This window comes from Aminobacter sp. 01T433 (assembly GCF_056398585.1).
In genome coordinates this window covers 144,064-164,012 of the sequence record NZ_JBFTPR010000010.1, presented here as the reverse complement: position 1 = coordinate 164,012, position 19,949 = coordinate 144,064, and the positions used below count along the sequence as shown (strand labels likewise).

Below are 19,949 nucleotides of genomic sequence, written 5' to 3'. Positions count from 1 at the left end.
GCATGGATCCCCGGGTCTCCGCGTCGCTTCGCTCCTGCTCCGCCCGAGGATGACGAAGGCGCATAGGCTTTCGGCTAATCTCCAAGGTTGGCTGCTGGCAGGCTTTTAGGTTGGCACTTGCAGGAAGTTCTGGGCAACTGCAGAGCAATACGGGAGCAAGAGCCGGAAGCTTTCTGCCAATCGCTGACATCAACGATGAGCTGCGAGCCCCATGCCTTCGTCATCCTCGGGCGGAGCAGGAGCGAAGCGACGTGCGGAGACCCGGGGATCCATGCCGTGACCTTCCAGCCTATTTCTGACGGCCAAGAAAAATCGCATCTACCGCGATCCTTCGTACCCCCCCCCCTCTGGCCTGCCGGCCATCTCCCCCACAAGGAGGGAGATCACGCCGTCATCGGCGCCCCGGCCAATCACCAACGTCGCAAGGCTTGTCCTTACGACGTTGCAGGATGGGCGCTGTCGGCGACGCGACTAATCTCCCTCCTTGTGGGGGAGATGGCCGGCAGGCCAGAGGGGGGTGCGAAGGATCGAGACCGGCAAAAATAAGATTCAGGAGCGCAAAGGCGCTTCAAAAAATCTCCAATCGTGGAAAACCTCTCCACGCCCGACCTCAAAACCTCACCACCACACGCCGCCGCGCGTGACGCGGATGCGGGGGGCGCTGTTGGGCGGGTTGAGCGGTGCGTCGCTGGCTGGGCGGGTGTCGTCGGCGAAATCAGTGTTGGCGGCGGTGATGTAGGCGTGCGCGCCGTGCGGCAGATAAGTGCCGGGGTGCGCCCGGATTTTTGGGATCATCGAGGGTCGTGGGGCGGGCGGAACGGTGCCGCGGGGCACAAGCTCGTCGGGCATGTCGCTGCTCCTGAGCGCCTTGAGCCGAGCGATGCGCGTGGCGGTCAGCGGATGGCTGCGCAGCACCGAGGGGTCGGGAATGCGGCCGCTCGGCAAAAGGATGTTTTCCCACAGCCTGCCTTGGGCGCGCTCGAGCTTGGTAAGGGCTGAAGCGAGCCCGTCGGGGTCGCCGGTGAGGGCAGCAGCCCCCAGATCGGCATCGAATTCGCGGGTGCGCGACAACGCCATCTGCAACAGCCCGCCGACCGTGGGCGCGGCAAGCAGCACCAGAATAGCCAGCCAGGGCACCTGGGGGCGGAAACCGCCGGCCACGCCGAAGAGATTGAAGAACAGCGAAAACAGGCCGACCGTCGACATGAACGAGGTGAAGCGCGACACCATGTCGGCGAAAGCCATGACCTTCACGTCCTCATGGGCGATGTGGCTGATCTCATGCGCCAGAACACCCGCCAGCTCACGCTGCGTGAGCGTGCGGGCGAGCGCGTCGGTGACGGCGATGGCGGCATCGTTGCGGCGGCCGACCGCAAAGGCGTTCATCATCTTGGAGGGGATGACATAGAGCTTCGGGATCGCCGGCAACTCGGCGCGGCGGGCGAGCTCCTCGACGATGCGGAAGCCGGCGGGGAAATCGGCAGGCGCCACCTGCCGTGCCTTGTACATGGACAGGACCATTTGCGGGCTGATGCGCCGCACCGCCCACATCGACAGCACGCCGAAGACCAGCGCATACAAGATGCCGGTGCTGCCGGCGAAAGCCCAGGCGGTGACGGCGAGCAAAAGCAGGCTGCCGCCTCCGAGCAGCCAGGTCTGCAGCGAATTGAGCACGCGATTGCGTCGGTGCGAGAGCAGGTTGATGGAATGTGGCTCGCTCATACATGGTATATGAGCTTGCCACAGGCTTTTGCCGAGTCCCGCGCGAAGGAAAGTTGCAGAACGCTTGCGCTGCCAGAAGCCTGTTCTTATATACGCCGCAACACCGCTTCGGCCCGGAAAACCGGTGTCCGGAGCGGAATTTCTTGTGAACAGGGGCTTTCGTTGGAACGCCTTTATGGGTCCAGACAGCCTGCTTAGCGGAGAGAAGATATAAAAATGGCAAAAGTTATCGGTATCGACCTGGGAACGACCAATTCCTGCGTCGCCGTCATGGACGGCAAGGACGCGAAAGTCATCGAGAATGCGGAAGGTGCGCGCACGACCCCTTCCATCGTCGCCTTCAGTGGTGACGGCGAGCGTCTCGTCGGCCAGCCGGCCAAGCGCCAGGCGGTCACCAATCCTGAAAACACGGTTTTTGCGGTCAAGCGCCTGATCGGCCGCCGCTATGACGATCCGGTCACCGCAAAGGACAAGAAGCTTGTCCCCTACGAGATCGTCAATGGCGACAATGGCGACGCCTGGGTTGAGGCTGGCGGCAAGAAGCAGTCGCCCAGCCAGATCTCGGCGATGATCCTTCAGAAGATGAAGGAAACGGCGGAAGCCTATCTCGGCGAGAAGGTCGAAAAGGCCGTCATCACCGTTCCGGCTTACTTCAATGACGCCCAGCGCCAGGCGACCAAGGACGCCGGGCGCATCGCCGGCCTCGAAGTGCTGCGCATCATCAACGAGCCGACCGCGGCAGCCCTTGCCTATGGCCTCGACAAGACCGAAGGCAAGACCATTGCCGTCTATGACCTTGGTGGCGGTACCTTCGATATTTCCGTGCTCGAAATCGGCGACGGCGTGTTCGAGGTGAAGTCGACCAATGGCGACACCTTCCTCGGCGGCGAAGACTTCGACATGCGCCTGGTCGAGTATCTGGCGGCCGAGTTCAAGAAGGAACAGGGCATCGACCTGAAGAACGACAAGCTTGCCCTGCAGCGTCTCAAGGAAGCTGCCGAAAAGGCCAAGATCGAGCTGTCGTCCACCACGCAGACCGAGATCAACCTGCCCTTCATCACCGCCGATGCCACAGGTCCCAAGCACCTGACGCTGAAGCTTTCGCGCGCCAAGTTCGAGCAGCTGGTCGACGACCTCGTCCAGCGCACGATCGAGCCGTGCAAGGCAGCGCTCAAGGATGCCGGCCTCAAGGCTGGCGAGATCGACGAAGTGGTCCTGGTCGGCGGCATGACCCGCATGCCCAAGATCCAGGAGATCGTGAAGCAGTTCTTCGGCAAGGAGCCGCACAAGGGCGTCAACCCCGATGAGGTGGTTGCACTTGGTGCCGCGATCCAGGCCGGCGTGCTGCAGGGCGACGTCAAGGACGTGCTGCTGCTCGACGTGACCCCGCTGTCGCTGGGCATCGAGACGCTGGGCGGCGTGTTCACTCGCCTGATCGAGCGCAACACCACGATCCCGACCAAGAAGAGCCAGGTCTTCTCGACGGCTGAGGATTCCCAGTCGGCGGTGACCATCCGCGTCTTCCAGGGCGAGCGCGAAATGGCGCAGGACAACAAGATGCTCGGCCAGTTCGACCTTGTCGGCATTCCGCCGGCACCGCGCGGCGTGCCGCAGATCGAAGTGACCTTCGACATCGACGCCAACGGCATCGTCAACGTCTCGGCCAAGGACAAGGGCACCGGCAAGGAGCACCAGATCCGCATCCAGGCATCTGGCGGCCTGTCGGACGCCGACATCGACAAGATGGTCAAGGACGCCGAGGTGAATGCCGACGCCGACAAGAAGCGTCGTGCGCTTGTCGAGGCACGCAACCAGGCCGAGAGCCTGCTGAACAGCAGCGAAAAGTCGCTCAAGGAGTATGGCGACAAGGTCACCGAGGCCGACCGCACCGCGATTTCTGACGCGATCGCGGCACTCAGGACCGCCACCGAGAACGACGACGTCGAGGCGATCAACGCCAAGTCGCAGACGCTTGCCGAAGCTTCGATGAAGCTCGGCCAGGCGATGTACGAGGCTTCGCAGCAGGAAGCAGCTGAATCCGACGCTGCTGCCGATGCGGCCAAGGACAGCGATGTGGTCGACGCCGATTTCGAAGAAATCGACGACAACGACGACAAGACCAAGAAGAAGTCGGCTTAAGTGCCCATTTCGCGGCTCTGACAAGAAAGCCCGGCGGTTTGGCCGGGCTTTTTTGCAACCCGAACCGAAAAAATGCGGCGAAGGCCGCGCCAACTCTGGCATCGCGGCTTCCGGCTCACTAAATCGGAAGCCTGTCGTCAGAAAAGAACCGGCCAAGCAATGACACACGACATTGAGCATCCGGGCAGCGGGAAGACATGAAAGCTGATTTCTACGAGACGCTGGGCGTTCAAAAGGGCGCTGACGAGAAGGAGCTGAAGTCTGCCTTCCGCAAGCTTGCCATGCAGTTCCATCCCGACCGTAATCCGGGCGACGATGCGTGCGAGCACAAGTTCAAGGAAATCAACGAAGCCTACGAGACGCTGAAGGACCCCCAGAAGCGCGCCGCCTATGACCGCTTCGGCCATGCAGCCTTCGAAAATGGCGGCATGGGCAATGGCGGCGGCCAGGGCTTTGGCGCCGGCGGCTTCGCCGACATCTTCGAAGATATCTTCGGCGACATGATGGGCGGTGGCCGTCGCCGCTCGTCGGGCGGGCGCGAGCGCGGCGCCGACCTGCGCTACAATATGGAAATCACGCTCGAAGAGGCGTTTGCCGGCAAGACCGCGCAAATTCGCGTGCCGAGCTCGATCTTGTGCACCGAATGCGCCGGTTCGGGCGCCAAGGCCGGCACCCAGCCGGTGACCTGCTCGATGTGCCAGGGCCATGGCAAAGTGCGCGCGAGCCAGGGATTCTTCTCCATCGAACGTACCTGCCCGCAGTGCCAGGGCCGCGGCCAGACGATCAAGGACCCGTGCGGCAAGTGCGCCGGACAGGGCCGCGTCACCGAAGAGCGTTCGCTGTCGGTCAACATTCCCTCGGGCATCGAAGACGGCACCCGCATCCGCCTTGCCAATGAAGGTGAAGCCGGCATGCGCGGCGGCCCATCGGGCGACCTCTACATCTTCTTGTCGGTCAAGCCGCACGAATTTTTCCAGCGCGACGGCGCCGACCTCTATTGCAAGGTGCCGATCTCGATGACCACGGCAGCCCTTGGCGGCTCGTTCGAGGTCGCAACGCTCGACGGCACCCAGACACGTGTGAAGGTGCCTGAAGGCACCCAGAACGGGCGCCAGTTCCGGCTCAAGGGCAAGGGCATGCCGATCCTGCGCCAGCCGCAGGTCGGCGACCTCTATATCCAGACCGCGGTCGAGACACCGCAGAGCCTGACCCGACGCCAGCGCGAGCTGCTCGAAGAGTTCGAAAAGCTGTCTTCGACCGAGAATTCGCCGCAATCGAGTGGCTTCTTCTCGCGCATGAAGGACTTTTTCGAGTCCTTCGGGGACAAGTGAAGATTGTTTCTGCCGTAACGGAAATTGAGCCAGCTTTCCGCTTGCGCTGGGCCACTTTGCTGTTATTTCTCGCGCTGCAGCGGTGAGGAGATCGAAGCGATGCTACGCGGTTCTGGATTGCGCAAAACCCTTGCGGCCAAGTTCGACGACGAACTGAAGTTCTTCAAGGGCTGGATCGACAAGCCGAAGGCGGTAGGGTCGATCGTGCCGACGAGCTCGGTCACCGCCAAGCGCATGGCTTCGGTCGTCAACCCGCATTCGGGGCTGCCGGTTTTGGAAGTCGGTCCCGGCACCGGTGTCATCACCAAGGCGATCCTGGCCCACGGCGTGAAGCCCGAAAACCTCTACACGGTTGAATATTCAGCCGATTTCGTCCAGCACCTGCGCAGGCTCTGTCCGCGCGTCAATGTCATCGAGGGCGACGCCTTCGACCTCGACAAGACGCTCGGCGACAAGAGAGAGCTGATTTTCGATTCCGTGGTTTCCGGCGTGCCTCTGCTCAACTTCCCCGTCATGAGCCGCGTCGCCTATCTCGAAGGCCTGCTCAAGCGCATCCCCGCGGGCCGGCCCGTGGTCCAGCTGACCTATGGCCCGAAATCGCCGATCCCGCCGGGGCTCGGCAACTACACTGTCGAGCATTTCGACTTCATCATCCGCAATATCCCCCCGACGCAGCTTTGGGTCTATCGGCGCGCAAAGCACTGACCGGCCTGCTTGATTTGAAGGGCTGATCGCTCCTATACCCGTCGCCATGACGTTGAGCGCGCGCCCATTGGGCGTGCGACAGGATGGACGGGCGGCCTTGCTGTCGAGGAGGCACTTATCATGACAATCGAAGCGATGCGCGACCGGCTGATCGTCGGGCTCGACCTGCCGACCGTCAAGGAAGCGGAAAAGGCGGTGCGCGACCTCGAAGGTACCGCCAATTTCTACAAGATCGGCTACCAGCTGGCCTTTGCCGGCGGCCTCGATTTCGCACGCGAGCTGGCGAGCGGGGGCACCAAGGTGTTCCTCGACATGAAGCTGCTCGACATCGACAACACGGTGGCCAAGGGCGTCGAAAACATCGTCAAGATGGGCATGACCATGCTGACGCTGCATGCCTACCCCAAGGCGATGAAGGCGGCGGTGGAAGCAGCCAAGGGCAGCGAGCTGTGTTTGCTTGCAGTGACCGTGCTGACCTCGATGGACGAGCAAGATGTGATCGATGCCGGCTACGAGTACGATCCGCATACGCTGGTGCTGCGCCGCGCCGAACAGGCGCGCAACGCCGGCATGGGCGGCATCGTCTGCTCGGCCAGCGAAGCGTCCGCGGTGCGCCGCATCGTTAGCCCCGATATGGCCGTGGTGACGCCGGGCATCCGCCCGGCAGGCTCCGACCGTGGCGACCAGAAGCGCGTCGTGACGCCCGCGGACGCCATCCGCAATGGCTCGAGCCATCTCGTCGTTGCCCGCCCGATCGTCGGCGCGGTTGACAGGCGGGCTGCGGCACAGGCTATCCTGCAGGAGATGGCTTCGGCCTGAAGCACGGCATCGCGGAGGAAATCATGACCAAGGCATATTGGATCGCACGCGTCGATGTACGCGACCCCGAGGGCTACAAGGGTTATGTCGCTGCCGCCAAGCCGGCCTTCGAGCGTTTCGGCGCCAAGTTCATCGCCCGTGGCGGCGCCCATGAGGCAGTCGAGGGGCCGGGCCGCGCCCGCAACGTGATCATCGAGTTCGCCTCGATGGAAGACGCGCGCAACTGCTATTTCTCGCCGGAATATCAGCACGCCAAGTCGATCCGCCAGCAATTCGCCGATGGCGAGATCATGCTGGTCGAAGGCATCTGACCCTATCCGATACGCCTGACTTGCCATCCTCCAGGGCCTTTGCCGGCCCCGGAGGCGCTTTGCTGTCCGTCGAAAACTGATTCGCCGAGATGCTGCGACGCACAACGTCAAGGCCAATCGATGCTGAGCCGGCGACGCCGTTGGAAACGGTTTTTCAACAGCTTGGACTAAAGAATGACCCTATTTCACGCCAAGTGAGATATTGCATCGCAGCAGATGTTTGTTACCTTCGCTGCATTGCATGACGGGCCTCCGGCCGGCTCGCCTCCCCGCATGGCCGTATGAGGACGACATGTTTTACCAGCTTTATGAATCGACCCACGCGGCGTTGCAGCCGGCGCGCGCTTATGCCGATGCGGTCAAACTGTTTTATTCCAACCCGCTGAACCCGTTTTCGCACATGCCGCTGGGCCGCTCGGTGGCGGCGATGGCCGAGCTGTTCGAGCGCACCACGCGCCGCTATGGCAAGCCGCAATTCGGCCTCGACAAGACAGTGGTCAACTTCCAGCCCGTTGCGGTGACCGAAAAGGTCGCCTGGTCGCGGCCGTTCTGCAACCTGATCCGCTTCGAACGCGCGCTGCCGGAAGGGCGCCGCCCCGATCCAAAACTTTTGATCGTGGCGCCGATGTCGGGCCACTATGCCACGCTGCTGCGCGGCACTGTCGAGGCGATGCTGCCGCATGCCGACGTCTACATCACCGACTGGGCCGATGCGCGCATGGTGCCGGTGACCGAAGGCAAGTTCGATCTCGACGACTACATCGACTATGTCATCGACATGTTCCATGCGCTCGGGCCGGACACCCATGTCATGGCGGTGTGCCAGCCTTCGGTGCCGGTGCTGGCGGCAATCGCTGTGATGGAAGCGCGCGGCGACCGCTTTGCGCCCTCGACCATGACGCTGATGGGCGGACCTATCGACACGCGCCGCAACCCGACCGCCGTCAACGAGATGGCCGAACAAAAAACCATCGAGTGGTTCCGCGACAACGTCATCATGCAGGTGCCGTGGCCCGCGCCCGGCTTCGCCCGCGACGTCTATCCGGGCTTCCTGCAGCTGTCGGGTTTCATGAGCATGAACCTCGACCGCCACATCATCGCCCACAAGGATTTCTTCATGCAGCTGGTGAAGAACGATGGCGATGGCGCGGAGAAGCACCGCGACTTCTATGACGAATATCTGGCGGTGATGGACCTGACCGCCGAGTTCTACCTGCAGACCGTCGAGACCGTGTTCGTGCGCCACTCCCTGCCCAAGGGCGAGATGACCCATCGCGGCGAGCTGGTCGACACATCGGCGATCCGCAACGTGGCACTGTTCACCGTCGAGGGCGAAAACGACGACATTTCGGGCCTCGGCCAGACGCAGGCCGCGCATGATTTGTGTGTCAACATCCCTCACGACATGAAGGCGCACTATATGCAGCCGGCGGTGGGCCACTATGGCGTGTTCAACGGCTCACGCTTCCGCGCCGAGATCGTGCCGCGCATTGTCGACTTCATGACGAGCTATGGTGCCACCGCGCGCAAGCCGACAAAGCCGCATTTGGTGCGCAACGCCTGACCACTCCGGCTTCGACACAGCTTCGGCATTGAACTTTTCCACAGAGGCCCGGCGCACCACGCCGGGCTTTTGCCGTTCTGTTGCACAATTATCGCTTGGCGGCGGCGGCGGTAACCATGTCTGCAATCTGTCGCGAGCTTTGATTGACTCAGCACGCCCCACGACCTTAACGTTTTGTTAACGATGTAAAGGGGCGAGCGGGGCAGATGATTTCCGCAACAGGCGTACGGTGCGCGGCGGGGCGTACTGGTTTGTTTTTTGGGCTGGTGGCAGGCTTGGTCTTGTCCGCGGGCACGGCCATGGCGTCTCAGCCGATGGTCACCGGCGGGCTTACCTCGCAGCCGATCGGCCACTATGAATTCTGCCGCCTCAACCTGGCCGAATGCTCGATCAAGCAGCGCGATCCCGGTCCCGCGCAGATGACCGGCGCGCTTTGGCGCAAGCTGGTTGCCATCAATGTCGCCGTCAACGCGGCCATCAAGCCCATGAACGACATCGATATCTATGGCCGCGAAGAGGTCTGGGCCTATCCCGACAACGGCGTTGGCGATTGCGAAGACTACGTGCTGGAAAAGCGCCGCAGCTTGAGCCGCGAAGGCGTGTCGCTGTCCAACCTGCTGATTACCGTTGTGCGCAAGCCCGACGGCGAGGGTCACGCCGTGCTGACGGTGCGGACCTCCAAAGGCGACTTCATTCTCGACAATCTGACCGACACCGTGCAGCAGTGGGACGAGACCGGCTACACCTACCTCAAGCGCCAGTCGGCGGAAAACACCGGCCGCTGGGTGACCATCCGCGAAGGCCAGCCCACGCTGGTCGGCTCGGTCAAGTAAGACCTATCCGGATCCGGCCATGCCCCGCCGCTGGTCGGCGGGCGGCGAACAAGCAGGCATTGTGGCGCGGCGTGGACATTTTTTTGTGCACGCCCTGCCCCATGACCAAAAGATTGCCGCGAAGCCTCGGCCGCACGAAGCGCCGGGCCATGCCGGCTACACCGAGTTGGCACGGCTGCCTTCAGCTCCTCTTCGTAGATCGTCGACTGCCGCCCTCCTCAGCCCGGCAAATCTTGCGCATAGGCGCCCTCGCCTACGCCGCCTGCGCCATGCGTTCCGAGACGATGCGGTAAGAAATCGCTTCGGCAAGATGGATGCGGCCGACAGTCTCGCTGCCTTCGAGGTCGGCAAGCGTGCGCGCCACCTTGAGCACGCGATGATAGGCGCGGGCGGAAAAGCCGAGCTTTTCACTGGCGTCCTTGAGGAGCGACAGCCCCGCGGCATCGGGTGTCGCGATGTCTTCGATCAGGCCGGCGGCGCATTGTGCGTTGGTGGTGGCGTTGGTCACGCCATGGCGTTCGAGACGCTCGCGCTGGATCGTGCGCGCGCGGGCGACACGTGCCGCGACGTCGGCACTTGCTTCCGACTTGCCGGTACGGATCAGGTCGGAGGCAGAGACTGCCGGCACTTCGATGCGCAGGTCGATGCGGTCGAGCAGCGGGCCGGAGATGCGCGCCTGGTAATCGCTCTGGCAGCGCGTGCCGCGCAGGCAACGATAACCTGGCTCGCCGGCCATGCCGCAGCGGCACGGGTTCATCGCCGCGACCAGCTGGATTCTTGCGGGATAAGTGATGCGGTGATTGACACGCGCGATCATGCATTCGCCGGTTTCGAGCGGCTGGCGCAGGGAATCGAGCACCTGCGGCGTAAATTCCGGAAGTTCATCGAGAAACAGCACGCCGTGATGGGCGAGCGACACCTCGCCGGGCCGGGCTCTCAAGCCGCCGCCGACCATCGCAGCCATGGAGGCCGAATGATGCGGCGCACGGAACGGCCGCCGGTCGGTGAGCTTGCCTTCGGCCAGTTCGCCGGCGACCGAGGCGATCATCGAGACTTCGAGAAGTTCCTGGGGCGACAGCGGCGGCAGGATCGACGGCAGCCGTGCCGCCAGCATCGATTTGCCGGCACCTGGGGGGCCGACCATCATCAAATTGTGCCCGCCGGCCGCAGCCACTTCAAGCGCGCGCTTGGCGCTTTCCTGGCCCTTGATGTCGGCGAGGTCTGGCAGGTCGCGCGGCGCTGCGCGAATGCCAGGCTCCGGCCGCGACAGGACCTGCGTGCCGCGAAAGTGGTTGGCAATGGCAATCAGGCTGCGCGGCGCCAGGATGTCGATGTCCGCACCCGCCCAGGCGGCCTCGGGCCCGCTGGCCGCAGGGCAGATCAGCCCCTTGCCCTCCGCATTCGCCCCGATTGCCGCCGGTAGAGCACCTGAAACCGCCGATATGGTGCCGTCGAGCGAGAGTTCGCCGAGCACGACATAGGCTGCGAGCGCATCGCCCGGCAGCGCGCCGAGTGCTGCCATCAGGCCAAGCGCGATGGGCAAGTCGTAGTGACTGCCTTCCTTGGGCAGGTCAGCGGGCGCGAGATTGACAGTCACCTTCTTGGCCGGCATGGACAGGCCCGAGGCGTGCAGTGCCGCCTGCACCCGCTCGCGGCTTTCGGCCACTGCCTTGTCCGGCAGGCCGACGATATGCATGCCGACCTTGCCAGGCGCCACCATCACCTGCACGTCGACAGGAACCGCCTCGATGCCCTGGAACGCGACCGTGCGCACGCGCGAAACCATGCTGCCCCCTCCGCTCTGACGCCACGTGTCCCTTGGGATACGCAAAGCACGCCACCGCAATTTGGCTCATGCAGGCGCGACCCCTCGCCCGCGATCAGGTCGTGATAACTCGACGCAAGACAAGCATAGATTGCAGAGAGAAGCAAGAACAATCAGGGAACAAAATGATCTGGCAATGACGCTACCTCTCATTAACCTTGTCTTGCATTGCAGGTGCCGCAGCTGCGCCGCATAGAGAGTCTTAAGTGCTTATGCGCTAATAAAGGACGCATCATCAAAGAAGGCGATTGAGCTTCATCATGCAGCGGGGGCTGTCCAAGCAGAAGATCGGGCGGTTGGGCGTTCGCCGGCGGCGTGACGCGACCACGATAGCCGAACTCAAAGCTGAGCTGGCGGCTCAGGCTGCGCTCATCCGCACCCAAACGGCCTCGCTTGTTCATGGCCAGAAGATCTTCGACAGGTCATCGGCTGCCGCCCGGATCGGCGTATGGCAATGCAACCTTGCCGATCAGTCGCTGCACTGGACGGATGTCGTCTACGACATCTTCGATCTTCCACGCGGCTCGGCCCTCGACCGAGGCGAGACCCTGAAGTGCTACACGGCGCGGTCGGTCGAAGAGCTGCACGCGCGGCGCAGCAAGGCGATCGAAGAGCGCACCGGTTTTGAACTGGATGCCGAGATCGTGACGGCGAAGGGAAATCGCCGATGGATACGGATTACCGCGACCGTTGAGAGCGAAGACGGCGTCGCCGTGCGCATCTTCGGCATGAAGCAAGACATCACCGAAGAGAAGATCCTCGCCGACAAGACGCGCTACCTCGCCGAGTTCGACGTCATGACCGGGCTCGCCAATCGAAGCCAGTTCCAGCTGAAGCTGTCGGAACTGACCGCGAGCACCCGTGAGCGGCCCGCGCTCGGCGCGCTGCTGCTTGTCGACCTCGACGGGTTCAAGCAGATCAACGACACGTTCGGTCATGTCGTGGGTGACGAGTGCCTGAAGGAAGTGGCGCGACGGCTTCGGGATGCGTGCGTCGATGCGGAACTTGTGTCGCGGATAGGCGGAGACGAGTTTGCCGTGCTGGTTGGAGCCCATCTCGACCTGATGGCAATCTCGGAGCTCGCGCGCAGCATCATCGAACAGCTCGGCAGGCCTATCAATCATGGTGGCCAGGCGCTCAGGCTCGGTGCATCTGTCGGCATTGCGCTATTTGAGAACTGCATGCCAGCCGACCTGCACGTGCAGGCCGATACCGCACTTTATTCAGCAAAGGCAGCGGGGCGGAACACGTTCAGGATTTTCAAGGCGACTGACGCGGCAGATTTGCGCAACCCTCGCGCCGCGTGAGCGCGGATCCCTTCGTCATAGGCGGGGGTTGTTCCAGCCGGCCCAGGCTGGTACTGGAGCCGGGTATTTCAAGGCGCAAGCGCCATTCGCGAGACGAAGATGGGCACAGCCAAGTCCGCAGACAAATAGGCCGCAACAACACATCTCGACGTTGTTGCGGCAGTCTGTCCGATCATTTCCATAAGCACATGAAGTGGCAGATCGCCGCCAAATGAATCTCATTTGAGCGGATGCCTAGTCATGCCCAATCCAAACTCTCCGACGTGGAATTATTCCCTGCCAGCGGCACTGCTGCTGATGGCTCCTTTCGACATCCTGGCCTCGCTGGCCATGGACATCTACCTGCCGGTCACCCCTGCGATGCCAGGTATCCTCGACACCACGCCAGCGGTCATCCAGCTGACGCTGAGCCTGTACATGATCGTGCTTGGGCTCGGACAGATCGTGTTCGGCCCGATCTCCGACAGGATCGGCCGGCGCCCGGTGCTGATATCAGGCGCGCTGCTGTTTGGGGTGGCGTCGTTCCTGCTTGCCGGCACATCCTCCGCCGCGGCATTTGTCGCGCTGCGCGTACTCCAGGCATTGGGTGCCTCGGCCGCGCTTGTGGCGACGTTTGCCACGGTTCGCGATGTCTATGCCGAGCGGCCGGAAAGCGCTGTCATTTATGGCCTGTTCAGCGCGATGCTGGCTTGTGTGCCAGCACTTGGCCCGATCGCCGGCGCGTTGATCGCCGAGGGCTTCGGCTGGCGCGCGATCTTCATGATGCTCGGCATCCTTGCGCTAGCAGCGAAAGTGAATGCGCTGGCAAGATGGCACGAGACACGGCCAGCAAAAGCCCGGCCTTCTGGGTCTACACGCTCGGCTTCAGTGCGGCGATGGGCGCGTTCTTCGTCTTCTTTTCGACGGCCCCACGCGTGCTCATCGACCGTGCCAGTTTCTCCCAGCTCGGCTTCAGCCTCGCCTTCGCCACAGCAGCGGTTGCGATGATGGTGACCACGCGTTTCGCCAAACTGTTCGTCGCGCGCTGGGGCATCGCGGGATGCCTCGTGCGCGGCATGGCCATGCTGCTGTTCGGAGCCGCGTTGCTGGCCGCGGGGCAACTGTTTGCGGCACCGTCGTTCTCAAGCTTCGTCGTGCCGATGTGGGTGATCGCCGTCGGCATCGTCATCACGGGCTCGGTGACGGCGAATGGTGCGCTCGAGGCATTCGGCGATGTCGCGGGCACTGCGGTGGCGCTCTATTTCTGCGTCCAGAGCCTGATCGTCGGTGTCTTGGGCACGGCGCTCGTCCTCGTGCTCGATGGCGACACGGCCTGGCCGCTCGTCGCCTATTGCACGATCATGCCGGTCCTGACGCTGAGCGCCCTGCGGCTGCTGCTGATGCGGCAGCCCAAGATGCGCGAGATGGAGGCGGGCTGAGCGAAATCAGCTCCGCTTCTTCTCCACCGCGTCCCAGAACAGCGCTGCGATATCGGCGCCGCCGAACTTCTTGACCTCGCGGATGCCGGTCGGCGAGGTCACGTTGATCTCGGTCATGTAGTCGCCGATGACGTCGATGCCGACGAGGATGAAGCCGCGTTCGCGCAGTGACGGGCCGATGCGGGCGCAGATTTCGCGCTCGCGTTCGGTCAGCTCGGTCTTTTCGGCGCGGCCGCCGGCATGCATGTTGGAGCGGGCGTCGTGCTCGGCGGGCACGCGGTTGATCGCGCCGACAGGCTCGCCGTCGATCAGGATGATGCGCTTGTCGCCCTTGCGCACGTCCTTGAGATAGCGCTGGACGATGTAGGGCTCGCGGAACATCTGGCCGAACATTTCGAGCAGCGAGGACAGATTGCGGTCGGCTTCATGGAGATGGAAGATGCCCGCACCGCCATTGCCGTAGAGCGGCTTGACGATGATGTCGCCGAACTCCTTGCGGAAGGCTGCGACCTCTTGCGGATCCTTGGTGATCAGCGTTTCCGGCATCAGGTCGCCGAATTCGGTGACGAAGATCTTTTCGGGGCTGTTGCGCACCCAGGCCGGGTCGTTGACGACCAGCGTCTTGGGGTGGATGCGCTCGAGGATATGGGTGGTGGTGATGTAGTTCATGTCGAAGGGCGGGTCCTGGCGCAGCAGGATCACGTCCATCTCCGAGAGGTCGGTGCGCACCGGCTCGCCCAGCGTGAAATGGTCGCCCTTGATGTCGCGCACTTCGAGCTTTTCGATGCGGGCAAAAACCTTGCCGTCGCGCAGCGACAGCCGGTCTGGGGTGTAGTGGTAGAGCTCGTGGCCGCGCCGCTGTGCCTCGAGCGACAGCGCAAACGAGGTGTCGCCGGCGATCGAGATGGTTTCGATGTGGTCCATTTGGACGGCGATCTTGAGCGGCATGGAGGTCTCCGGCGCGGCTGGTCGATGGTGTTAACGCGGCAACCGGCCATCGGTCGCGCGCTCAGATGACGAGGATGTAGCAATTTGGCGGGCTTATGCAATGGCGGGGGTCGTTGTGGCATCGCGATGTGGCTCAAGGCGAGGCCGAAAGCACCGCCTGACGAGGCGAATCCAGCCAAGTGTGAAACCGGTTTCGACGCAGCGTCGAAATACGGACAGGCAGGCGAATTGAATACAATTCCTAAACGCTTTGCTGGCAGGGTCCTGCGACGATTCAAACATCAGCAGAACTAGAGACCAAGCATGTCATTCGGCGTCAGCCATTCGGACAGGGACACGGCGGATATGGCTTTCACCGACGCCTTGACCGGGCTCGGCAACCAGCGCCGCTTCTTCGACAAGGTCGAGCGGCTGATCGGCGACCGCGCCGAGGACCCTGCCCCGTTCACCGTCGGCATTCTCGATCTCGACGGCTTCAAGCCGATCAACGACCTGTTTGGCCATCGCGCCGGCGACGACATCCTGATCCAGGTGGCGATGCGCCTGCGCGCCGCCTGCGAGGGCCATTCGGCCGTGGCACGCATCGGCGCCGACGAATTCGCCTTCCTCTACCCGCTGGTGTTCTCCGAGGATGCAGCAGCCGAAAAGGCACGCATGCTGATCGAAATCCTGTCCGCACCTTACGATGTCGGCGAGCGCACGGCGCGCCTGTCGGCCTCGGTCGGCTGCTCGCTGTTTTATTCGGCCGACGACACCACCGAAACGCTGGTGCGCAAGGCCGAGACCGCGCTCTACCATGCCAAGCGCTCGGGCCGAGGCCGTGTCGTTGTCTATACCCGCGAGATGGAGGAAGCGGCCAAGCGCGTTACCCGCATCGAGCAGGCGCTGCGCCGCGCTGTTGCCGCTGGCGAGGTCACGCCGCATTTCCAGCCGATCGTCGATCTCAGCAGCCGCCGCACCATCGGTTTCGAAGCGCTCGCACGCTGGACCGACCGCGATCTCGGGTCCGTTTCGCCAGCCGTTTTCATCCCGATCGCCGAAGAGCGTGGCATCATCGGCCCGCTGTCGCAGCTGGTGCTGCGCAAGGCTGCGGAAGCCGCGCGCAGTTGGCCAAAGGACATGTTCTTGTCGTTCAACCTGTCGCCGTCGCAGCTTGTCGACCAGAATACCGGGTTGCACATATTGTCGATCCTTGAACGCACCGGTTTTGATCCGCGCCGTCTTGAGATCGAGATCACCGAAACCGGCCTGATGACCGATCCGGTCTCGGCGGCGAAGATCGTCGAGGATCTCAGGCGCGTCGGCATTCGTGTGTCGCTCGACGATTTCGGCACCGGCCAGTCGTCGCTCGGGCGCTTGCGCGAATTCCGCTTCGACAAGCTCAAGATCGACCGCGCCTTTGTCGCCTCGATCCTCGAGGACCGGCCGTCCGAACATATCATCCGCGCCATCCTGGCGATGTGCGAAGGCCTCGGCATGGATGTCGTTGCCGAAGGCATCGAGATGGAAGCGCAGGCCGAACGCCTGGTGCAGTTCGGCTGTGCCGGCGGGCAAGGCTATCTGTTCGGCCGTCCGGCCGACGCAGACGCGACACTCGGCTATCTCCGCGAATCCCATCGCGGCGCATCCTACGCCCGGGCGATCTGAGCGCGCCTTGCCGGCGCAGGATCAGCCGCCGGCATATGCAAAATCAGGTTCCCCTTTGTCGCGCCGCGATCTAAAAAAGTGGCGCTCCGCCTTGTCGGACAGCAAGCGTGACTGTGAGAACGATCATGATGCCATCGGCGCGATTTCCTGACCTCGAAGGCCGATCGGTGCTCATCACCGGCGGCGGCTCCGGCATCGGCGCCGCGCTGACCGAAGGCTTTGCTCTCCAGGGCGCCAAGGTTGCCTTCGTCGACATCGCGGACAAACCGAGTCGGGAGCTTTGCGACCGTGTTGAACTGGCGACCGGCAACAGACCTCTGTTCCTGCGCGCCGACCTGCGCGACATCGATGAATTGCGCAGCGCGGTGGCTGCCGCTGTCGAAGCGCACGGGCCGGTGACGGTGCTGGTCAACAACGCCGCCAATGACGAGCGCCACGAAGTCGGCGACGTCACGCCCGAAAGCTGGGACGCCAACCAGGCGGTGAACATCAGGCCGCATTTCTTCACCATCCAGGCGACAGCACCTGGTATGGCGGCCGCTGGCGGCGGCTCGATCATCAATTTCACCTCGACCTCCTACATGCTCAACATCGGCACCATGCCGGCCTATACGGCGGCCAAGGCTGCGATCGTCGGGCTGACCAAGGGGCTTGCCGGCCGCTATGGCCCCGACAGGATCAGGGTCAATGCGGTGGCGCCGGGCTGGGTGATCACCGAACGCCAGCGCGCGCTGTGGGTGACCGAAACCTCGCTCAACGAGCACATCGCCCGGCAATGCATCCCCGACATGATGCTGCCCGAAGACATGGTGGGCACGGTGCTTTTCCTGGCATCGGACGCTTCGAAAATGCTGACGGCGCAAACGCTGATCGTCGACGGAGGAATCTTGTGAGCGCAACATCCAAGGCGGCGATCGCCGCCGTCGACTGGGGCACGACGCGGCTGCGCGTCTGGCTGCTCGACGCCTCAGGTGCCGTGCTCGATGAACGCCGAAGCGACGAGGGCTTGCTCACTGCCCAGCACAAGGGTTTTGCCGCAGTGCTCGACCGCCATCTGCAGGAGATGGGCGCTCCCGCTGGCTTGCCTGCGATCATCTGCGGCATGGCCGGTGCGCGCCAGGGCTGGATCGAAGCGCCTTATGTCGATGTGCCGTCCTCGCTCAGCGATATTCTCGGCGCCGCCGTGCCCGTCCCCGGTGTCGGCCGCGACATCCGCATTGTGCCGGGGCTTGCCCAGCGCAGTGCGCGCACGCCTGACGTGATGCGCGGCGAAGAGACCCAGCTTGCCGGTGTGGCCGGTCTGATCGGTTCGGGCAGCCACCTCGTTTGCATGCCAGGCACGCATTCGAAATGGGTCATCGCCGAGGCCGGCGCAATTTCTGGCTTCGGCACCTGGCCGACCGGCGAGATGTTTTCGGTGCTGTCTCAGCATTCGATCCTGCGCCATTCGATCGGCGACAAGCCGGCTGCGGTTGCGCCTGACAATCAGGTGTTTCGCGACTGGTGCCAGGAGGCGCTGTTCGACGGCGACATCGGCGCCCGGCTGTTTGGCATCCGTGCCGCCGGTCTTTTGAACGGGCTGAACCCAGACGATGCGGCGGCGGCACTTTCGGGCTTGTTGATCGGTGCCGAGATCGCCTCGGCTGTCAGGCGTTTTGGCCGGCGCGGCGCACCGGTGATCCTCGTGTCGGGATCGCTGGGCGCGCTCTACGCCGAAGCCATGGCCCTCGACGGTATCGCGGTGACGATCGCCGATGCGGATCAAGCCGTGCTGGCGGGCCTGGTGGCGGCGGCGCGGCGCAACAAGATGTTGCCTGGGGGAGCAGCCCAATGACCATGACAGCGCCCTTCCCCAGACTTGGCCGTGGACTGGTCGCCATCCTGCGCGGGTTGAAGCCTGAAGAAGCGCTTGATGTCGGCCGCGCGGTCTTCGACGCCGGCATCGAGGCGATCGAGGTGCCGCTCAATTCGCCGGACCCGTTCCGCTCGATCGAGCTGTTGGCCAAGGCGCTGCCGCAGGCGCTGGTCGGCGGCGGCACGGTGGTATGGGGCAAGGATGTCGACCGACTCAACGATGCTGGCGGGCGCCTGCTGGTCAGCCCCAACATCGACGCCGAGGTCATGGGGCGTGCAGCCGCGCACAAGATGGTGACGATGCCGGGTGTGTTCACCCCCACCGACGCGTTTCTGGCGCTGCGGCTTGGCGCATCGGCACTGAAGTTTTTCCCGGCCAGCGTGCTTGGTACCGGCGGCATTTCAGCGATCCGCGCCGTGCTGCCCAAGGAGACGCAGGTCGGCGTCGTCGGCGGCGTGTCGGAGGCCGATTTCGCAGCCTATGCCAAGGTCGGCGTGCAGCTGTTCGGGCTCGGCTCCAGCCTCTACAAGCCCGGCATGAGCGCTGCCGACGTCGGGGCGCGTGCGCAGGCCGCAGTGGCCGGCTGGGATGCCATCGGCAAGGGAGCGTGAGATGGCTGCTGTGATCCTTTCCGACGAGGCCTGTGAGCTCGGCGAAGGGCCGACCTACGATCCCGCCACCGACACGCTCTACTGGTTCGACATCCTGGCCAACCGCATGCTGGAAAAGAAGCTGTCGGGCGGAGCGACCAAGGTGCACCAGTTTAGCGAACGGGCAAGCGCTCTCGCCACGATCGACGGCGAACGCCAGCTGCTTTTGACCGAGACCGGCCTGCATATCCGCGATGCCGCGACCGGCAAGCTGAGCCTGAATATGTCGGTCGAGGCATCCAACCCGGCGACGCGTTCCAACGATGCGCGGGTCCACCCCTGCGGTGCGCTTTGGTTCGGCACCATGGGCAAGAAGGCCGAGGCGGGCGCGGGCGCCATCTACTGGTATTTCCGGGGCGAGCTCAGGCTGCTGTTCCCGGCGATCAGCATCCCCAACTCGATCTGCTTCAGCGCCGACGGCAAGACCGCCTATTACAGCGATACGGCGACCAATCTGCTCTATCGCCTGGACTGCGATCCCGACACCGGCCTGCCGCTGGGCGACCCCAAACTGTTTGTCGACCGCCGAGGCGACAAGGGCGGCATCGACGGCTCCGTTGTCGACCGCGACGGCGTGCTGTGGAATGCCAGCTGGGGCGGCGGCCGTGTGGACGCCTATGCGCCCGACGGCAGCGTGCTGCGCTCTGTGCCGGTGCCAGCGTCGCAGGTGTCATGCCCAGCCTTCGTCGGTGCTGCCGCCGACCGGCTGGTGGCGACCTCGGCCTGGGAAGGAATGGATGACGTCGCACGTGGCGCCGACCCGCATGCCGGCAAGACATTTCTGCTCGACATAGCGGTCAACGGGCGGCACGAGCCCAACGTTCTGATCTGAGATTTGTCGCCAAGGCTGTCGTCCAGGCGATGGCAACAGGTCG

Annotated in this window: 16 protein-coding genes and 1 pseudogene; 14 read left to right on the top strand and 3 right to left on the bottom strand. The window is 63.6% G+C overall.

Features of this window, described 5'->3' with window-relative positions; all coding sequences use genetic code 11:
• Positions 1–618: 618 nt before the first annotated feature.
• Positions 619–1,722 (bottom strand): zinc metalloprotease HtpX, encoded by a 1,104-nt coding sequence (locus AC1DLV_RS18795; RefSeq protein WP_476801397.1) that lies wholly within the window; start codon positions 1,720–1,722, stop codon positions 619–621.
• Between the two features lie 216 nt (positions 1,723–1,938).
• On the opposite strand from AC1DLV_RS18795, the gene dnaK reads away from it, so the two are divergent.
• The 7 genes from dnaK (at position 1,939) to AC1DLV_RS18760 (ending at position 9,424) form a co-directional block, all read left to right on the top strand.
• Positions 1,939–3,861 (top strand): molecular chaperone DnaK, encoded by a 1,923-nt coding sequence (dnaK, locus tag AC1DLV_RS18790; protein ID WP_476788214.1) that lies wholly within the window; start codon positions 1,939–1,941, stop codon positions 3,859–3,861.
• A gap of 197 nt (positions 3,862–4,058) precedes the next feature.
• Positions 4,059–5,192: a molecular chaperone DnaJ gene (gene dnaJ, locus AC1DLV_RS18785; protein ID WP_476782275.1), complete on the top strand. Its 1,134-nt coding sequence runs from the start codon at positions 4,059–4,061 to the stop codon at positions 5,190–5,192.
• A gap of 99 nt (positions 5,193–5,291) precedes the next feature.
• Positions 5,292–5,897: a phospholipid N-methyltransferase PmtA gene (pmtA, locus tag AC1DLV_RS18780; protein WP_476801396.1), complete on the top strand. Its 606-nt coding sequence runs from the start codon at positions 5,292–5,294 to the stop codon at positions 5,895–5,897.
• 120 nt (positions 5,898–6,017) lie between these two features.
• On the top strand, positions 6,018–6,716 hold the full coding sequence (gene pyrF, locus AC1DLV_RS18775) for an orotidine-5'-phosphate decarboxylase (protein ID WP_476801395.1): 699 nt from the start codon (positions 6,018–6,020) through the stop codon (positions 6,714–6,716).
• Positions 6,717–6,739: 23 nt separating this feature from the next.
• Entirely contained in the window at positions 6,740–7,027 is a 288-nt protein-coding gene (locus tag AC1DLV_RS18770) for a DUF1330 domain-containing protein (protein ID WP_395449073.1), read from the top strand.
• A 292-nt stretch (positions 7,028–7,319) separates the two neighbouring features.
• Positions 7,320–8,591 carry a polyhydroxyalkanoate depolymerase gene (locus AC1DLV_RS18765; protein WP_476801394.1) on the top strand — a complete coding sequence of 424 codons (1,272 nt, stop codon included), beginning with the start codon at positions 7,320–7,322 and terminating at the stop codon, positions 8,589–8,591.
• A 206-nt stretch (positions 8,592–8,797) separates the two neighbouring features.
• Positions 8,798–9,424: a transglutaminase-like cysteine peptidase gene (locus tag AC1DLV_RS18760; protein WP_476801393.1), complete on the top strand. Its 627-nt coding sequence runs from the start codon at positions 8,798–8,800 to the stop codon at positions 9,422–9,424.
• A 253-nt stretch (positions 9,425–9,677) separates the two neighbouring features.
• On the opposite strand, the gene AC1DLV_RS18755 is transcribed toward AC1DLV_RS18760, so the two are convergent.
• Positions 9,678–11,210, bottom strand: coding sequence for a YifB family Mg chelatase-like AAA ATPase (locus tag AC1DLV_RS18755; RefSeq protein ID WP_476801392.1), 1,533 nt, complete (start codon positions 11,208–11,210; stop codon positions 9,678–9,680).
• Between the two features lie 299 nt (positions 11,211–11,509).
• Between AC1DLV_RS18755 and AC1DLV_RS18750 the strand changes: the two genes are divergently transcribed.
• Positions 11,510–12,556 carry a diguanylate cyclase domain-containing protein gene (locus AC1DLV_RS18750; protein ID WP_476801448.1) on the top strand — a complete coding sequence of 349 codons (1,047 nt, stop codon included), beginning with the start codon at positions 11,510–11,512 and terminating at the stop codon, positions 12,554–12,556.
• A 240-nt stretch (positions 12,557–12,796) separates the two neighbouring features.
• Positions 12,797–13,974: pseudogene (gene cml / locus AC1DLV_RS18745) on the top strand (CmlA/FloR family chloramphenicol efflux MFS transporter).
• A 6-nt stretch (positions 13,975–13,980) separates the two neighbouring features.
• Here cml and gshB read toward each other — a convergent pair.
• The gene (gshB, locus tag AC1DLV_RS18740) at positions 13,981–14,922 is read right to left on the bottom strand and encodes a glutathione synthase (RefSeq protein WP_476801391.1); all 942 of its coding nucleotides are present in this window, start codon (positions 14,920–14,922) and stop codon (positions 13,981–13,983) included.
• Positions 14,923–15,225: 303 nt separating this feature from the next.
• Here gshB and AC1DLV_RS18735 point away from each other — a divergent pair, with 303 nt between their 5' ends.
• The 5 genes from AC1DLV_RS18735 to AC1DLV_RS18715 all read left to right on the top strand — a co-directional run bounded on the left by AC1DLV_RS18735 (position 15,226) and on the right by AC1DLV_RS18715 (position 19,906).
• Positions 15,226–16,569: a putative bifunctional diguanylate cyclase/phosphodiesterase gene (locus AC1DLV_RS18735; protein ID WP_476801390.1), complete on the top strand. Its 1,344-nt coding sequence runs from the start codon at positions 15,226–15,228 to the stop codon at positions 16,567–16,569.
• A 125-nt stretch (positions 16,570–16,694) separates the two neighbouring features.
• Entirely contained in the window at positions 16,695–17,462 is a 768-nt protein-coding gene (locus tag AC1DLV_RS18730) for an SDR family NAD(P)-dependent oxidoreductase (protein WP_476801447.1), read from the top strand.
• A complete protein-coding gene (locus AC1DLV_RS18725) occupies positions 17,459–18,403 on the top strand; it encodes a 2-dehydro-3-deoxygalactonokinase (protein WP_476801389.1) in 945 nt (314 codons plus the stop codon). Before AC1DLV_RS18730 ends, AC1DLV_RS18725 begins: the two co-directional genes overlap by 4 nt.
• Positions 18,400–19,035, top strand: a complete 636-nt coding sequence (locus AC1DLV_RS18720) for a 2-dehydro-3-deoxy-6-phosphogalactonate aldolase (protein WP_476801388.1) — start codon at positions 18,400–18,402, stop codon at positions 19,033–19,035. The genes AC1DLV_RS18725 and AC1DLV_RS18720 overlap by 4 nt, the downstream gene beginning before the upstream one ends.
• 1 nt (position 19,036) lies before the next feature.
• The gene (locus AC1DLV_RS18715; RefSeq protein ID WP_476801387.1) at positions 19,037–19,906 is read left to right on the top strand and encodes an SMP-30/gluconolactonase/LRE family protein; all 870 of its coding nucleotides are present in this window, start codon (positions 19,037–19,039) and stop codon (positions 19,904–19,906) included.
• Positions 19,907–19,949 lie beyond the last annotated feature (43 nt).

Bases quoted from the DNA above. Each gene is read 5' to 3' on its own strand.
- AC1DLV_RS18720 (WP_476801388.1), top strand. From the start codon at position 18,400: ATGACCATGACAGCGCCCTTCCCCAGACTTGGCCGTGGACTGGTCGCC.
- AC1DLV_RS18795 (WP_476801397.1), bottom strand. From the start codon at position 1,722: ATGAGCGAGCCACATTCCATCAACCTGCTCTCGCACCGACGCAATCGC.
- AC1DLV_RS18715 (WP_476801387.1), top strand. From the start codon at position 19,037: ATGGCTGCTGTGATCCTTTCCGACGAGGCCTGTGAGCTCGGCGAAGGG.
- AC1DLV_RS18750 (WP_476801448.1), top strand. From the start codon at position 11,510: ATGCAGCGGGGGCTGTCCAAGCAGAAGATCGGGCGGTTGGGCGTTCGC.
- dnaJ (WP_476782275.1), top strand. From the start codon at position 4,059: ATGAAAGCTGATTTCTACGAGACGCTGGGCGTTCAAAAGGGCGCTGAC.
- AC1DLV_RS18770 (WP_395449073.1), top strand. From the start codon at position 6,740: ATGACCAAGGCATATTGGATCGCACGCGTCGATGTACGCGACCCCGAG.
- gshB (WP_476801391.1), bottom strand. From the start codon at position 14,922: ATGCCGCTCAAGATCGCCGTCCAAATGGACCACATCGAAACCATCTCG.
- AC1DLV_RS18765 (WP_476801394.1), top strand. From the start codon at position 7,320: ATGTTTTACCAGCTTTATGAATCGACCCACGCGGCGTTGCAGCCGGCG.
- pyrF (WP_476801395.1), top strand. From the start codon at position 6,018: ATGACAATCGAAGCGATGCGCGACCGGCTGATCGTCGGGCTCGACCTG.
- AC1DLV_RS18755 (WP_476801392.1), bottom strand. From the start codon at position 11,210: ATGGTTTCGCGCGTGCGCACGGTCGCGTTCCAGGGCATCGAGGCGGTT.
- AC1DLV_RS18730 (WP_476801447.1), top strand. From the start codon at position 16,695: ATGATGCCATCGGCGCGATTTCCTGACCTCGAAGGCCGATCGGTGCTC.
- pmtA (WP_476801396.1), top strand. From the start codon at position 5,292: ATGCTACGCGGTTCTGGATTGCGCAAAACCCTTGCGGCCAAGTTCGAC.
- dnaK (WP_476788214.1), top strand. From the start codon at position 1,939: ATGGCAAAAGTTATCGGTATCGACCTGGGAACGACCAATTCCTGCGTC.
- AC1DLV_RS18760 (WP_476801393.1), top strand. From the start codon at position 8,798: ATGATTTCCGCAACAGGCGTACGGTGCGCGGCGGGGCGTACTGGTTTG.
- AC1DLV_RS18735 (WP_476801390.1), top strand. From the start codon at position 15,226: ATGTCATTCGGCGTCAGCCATTCGGACAGGGACACGGCGGATATGGCT.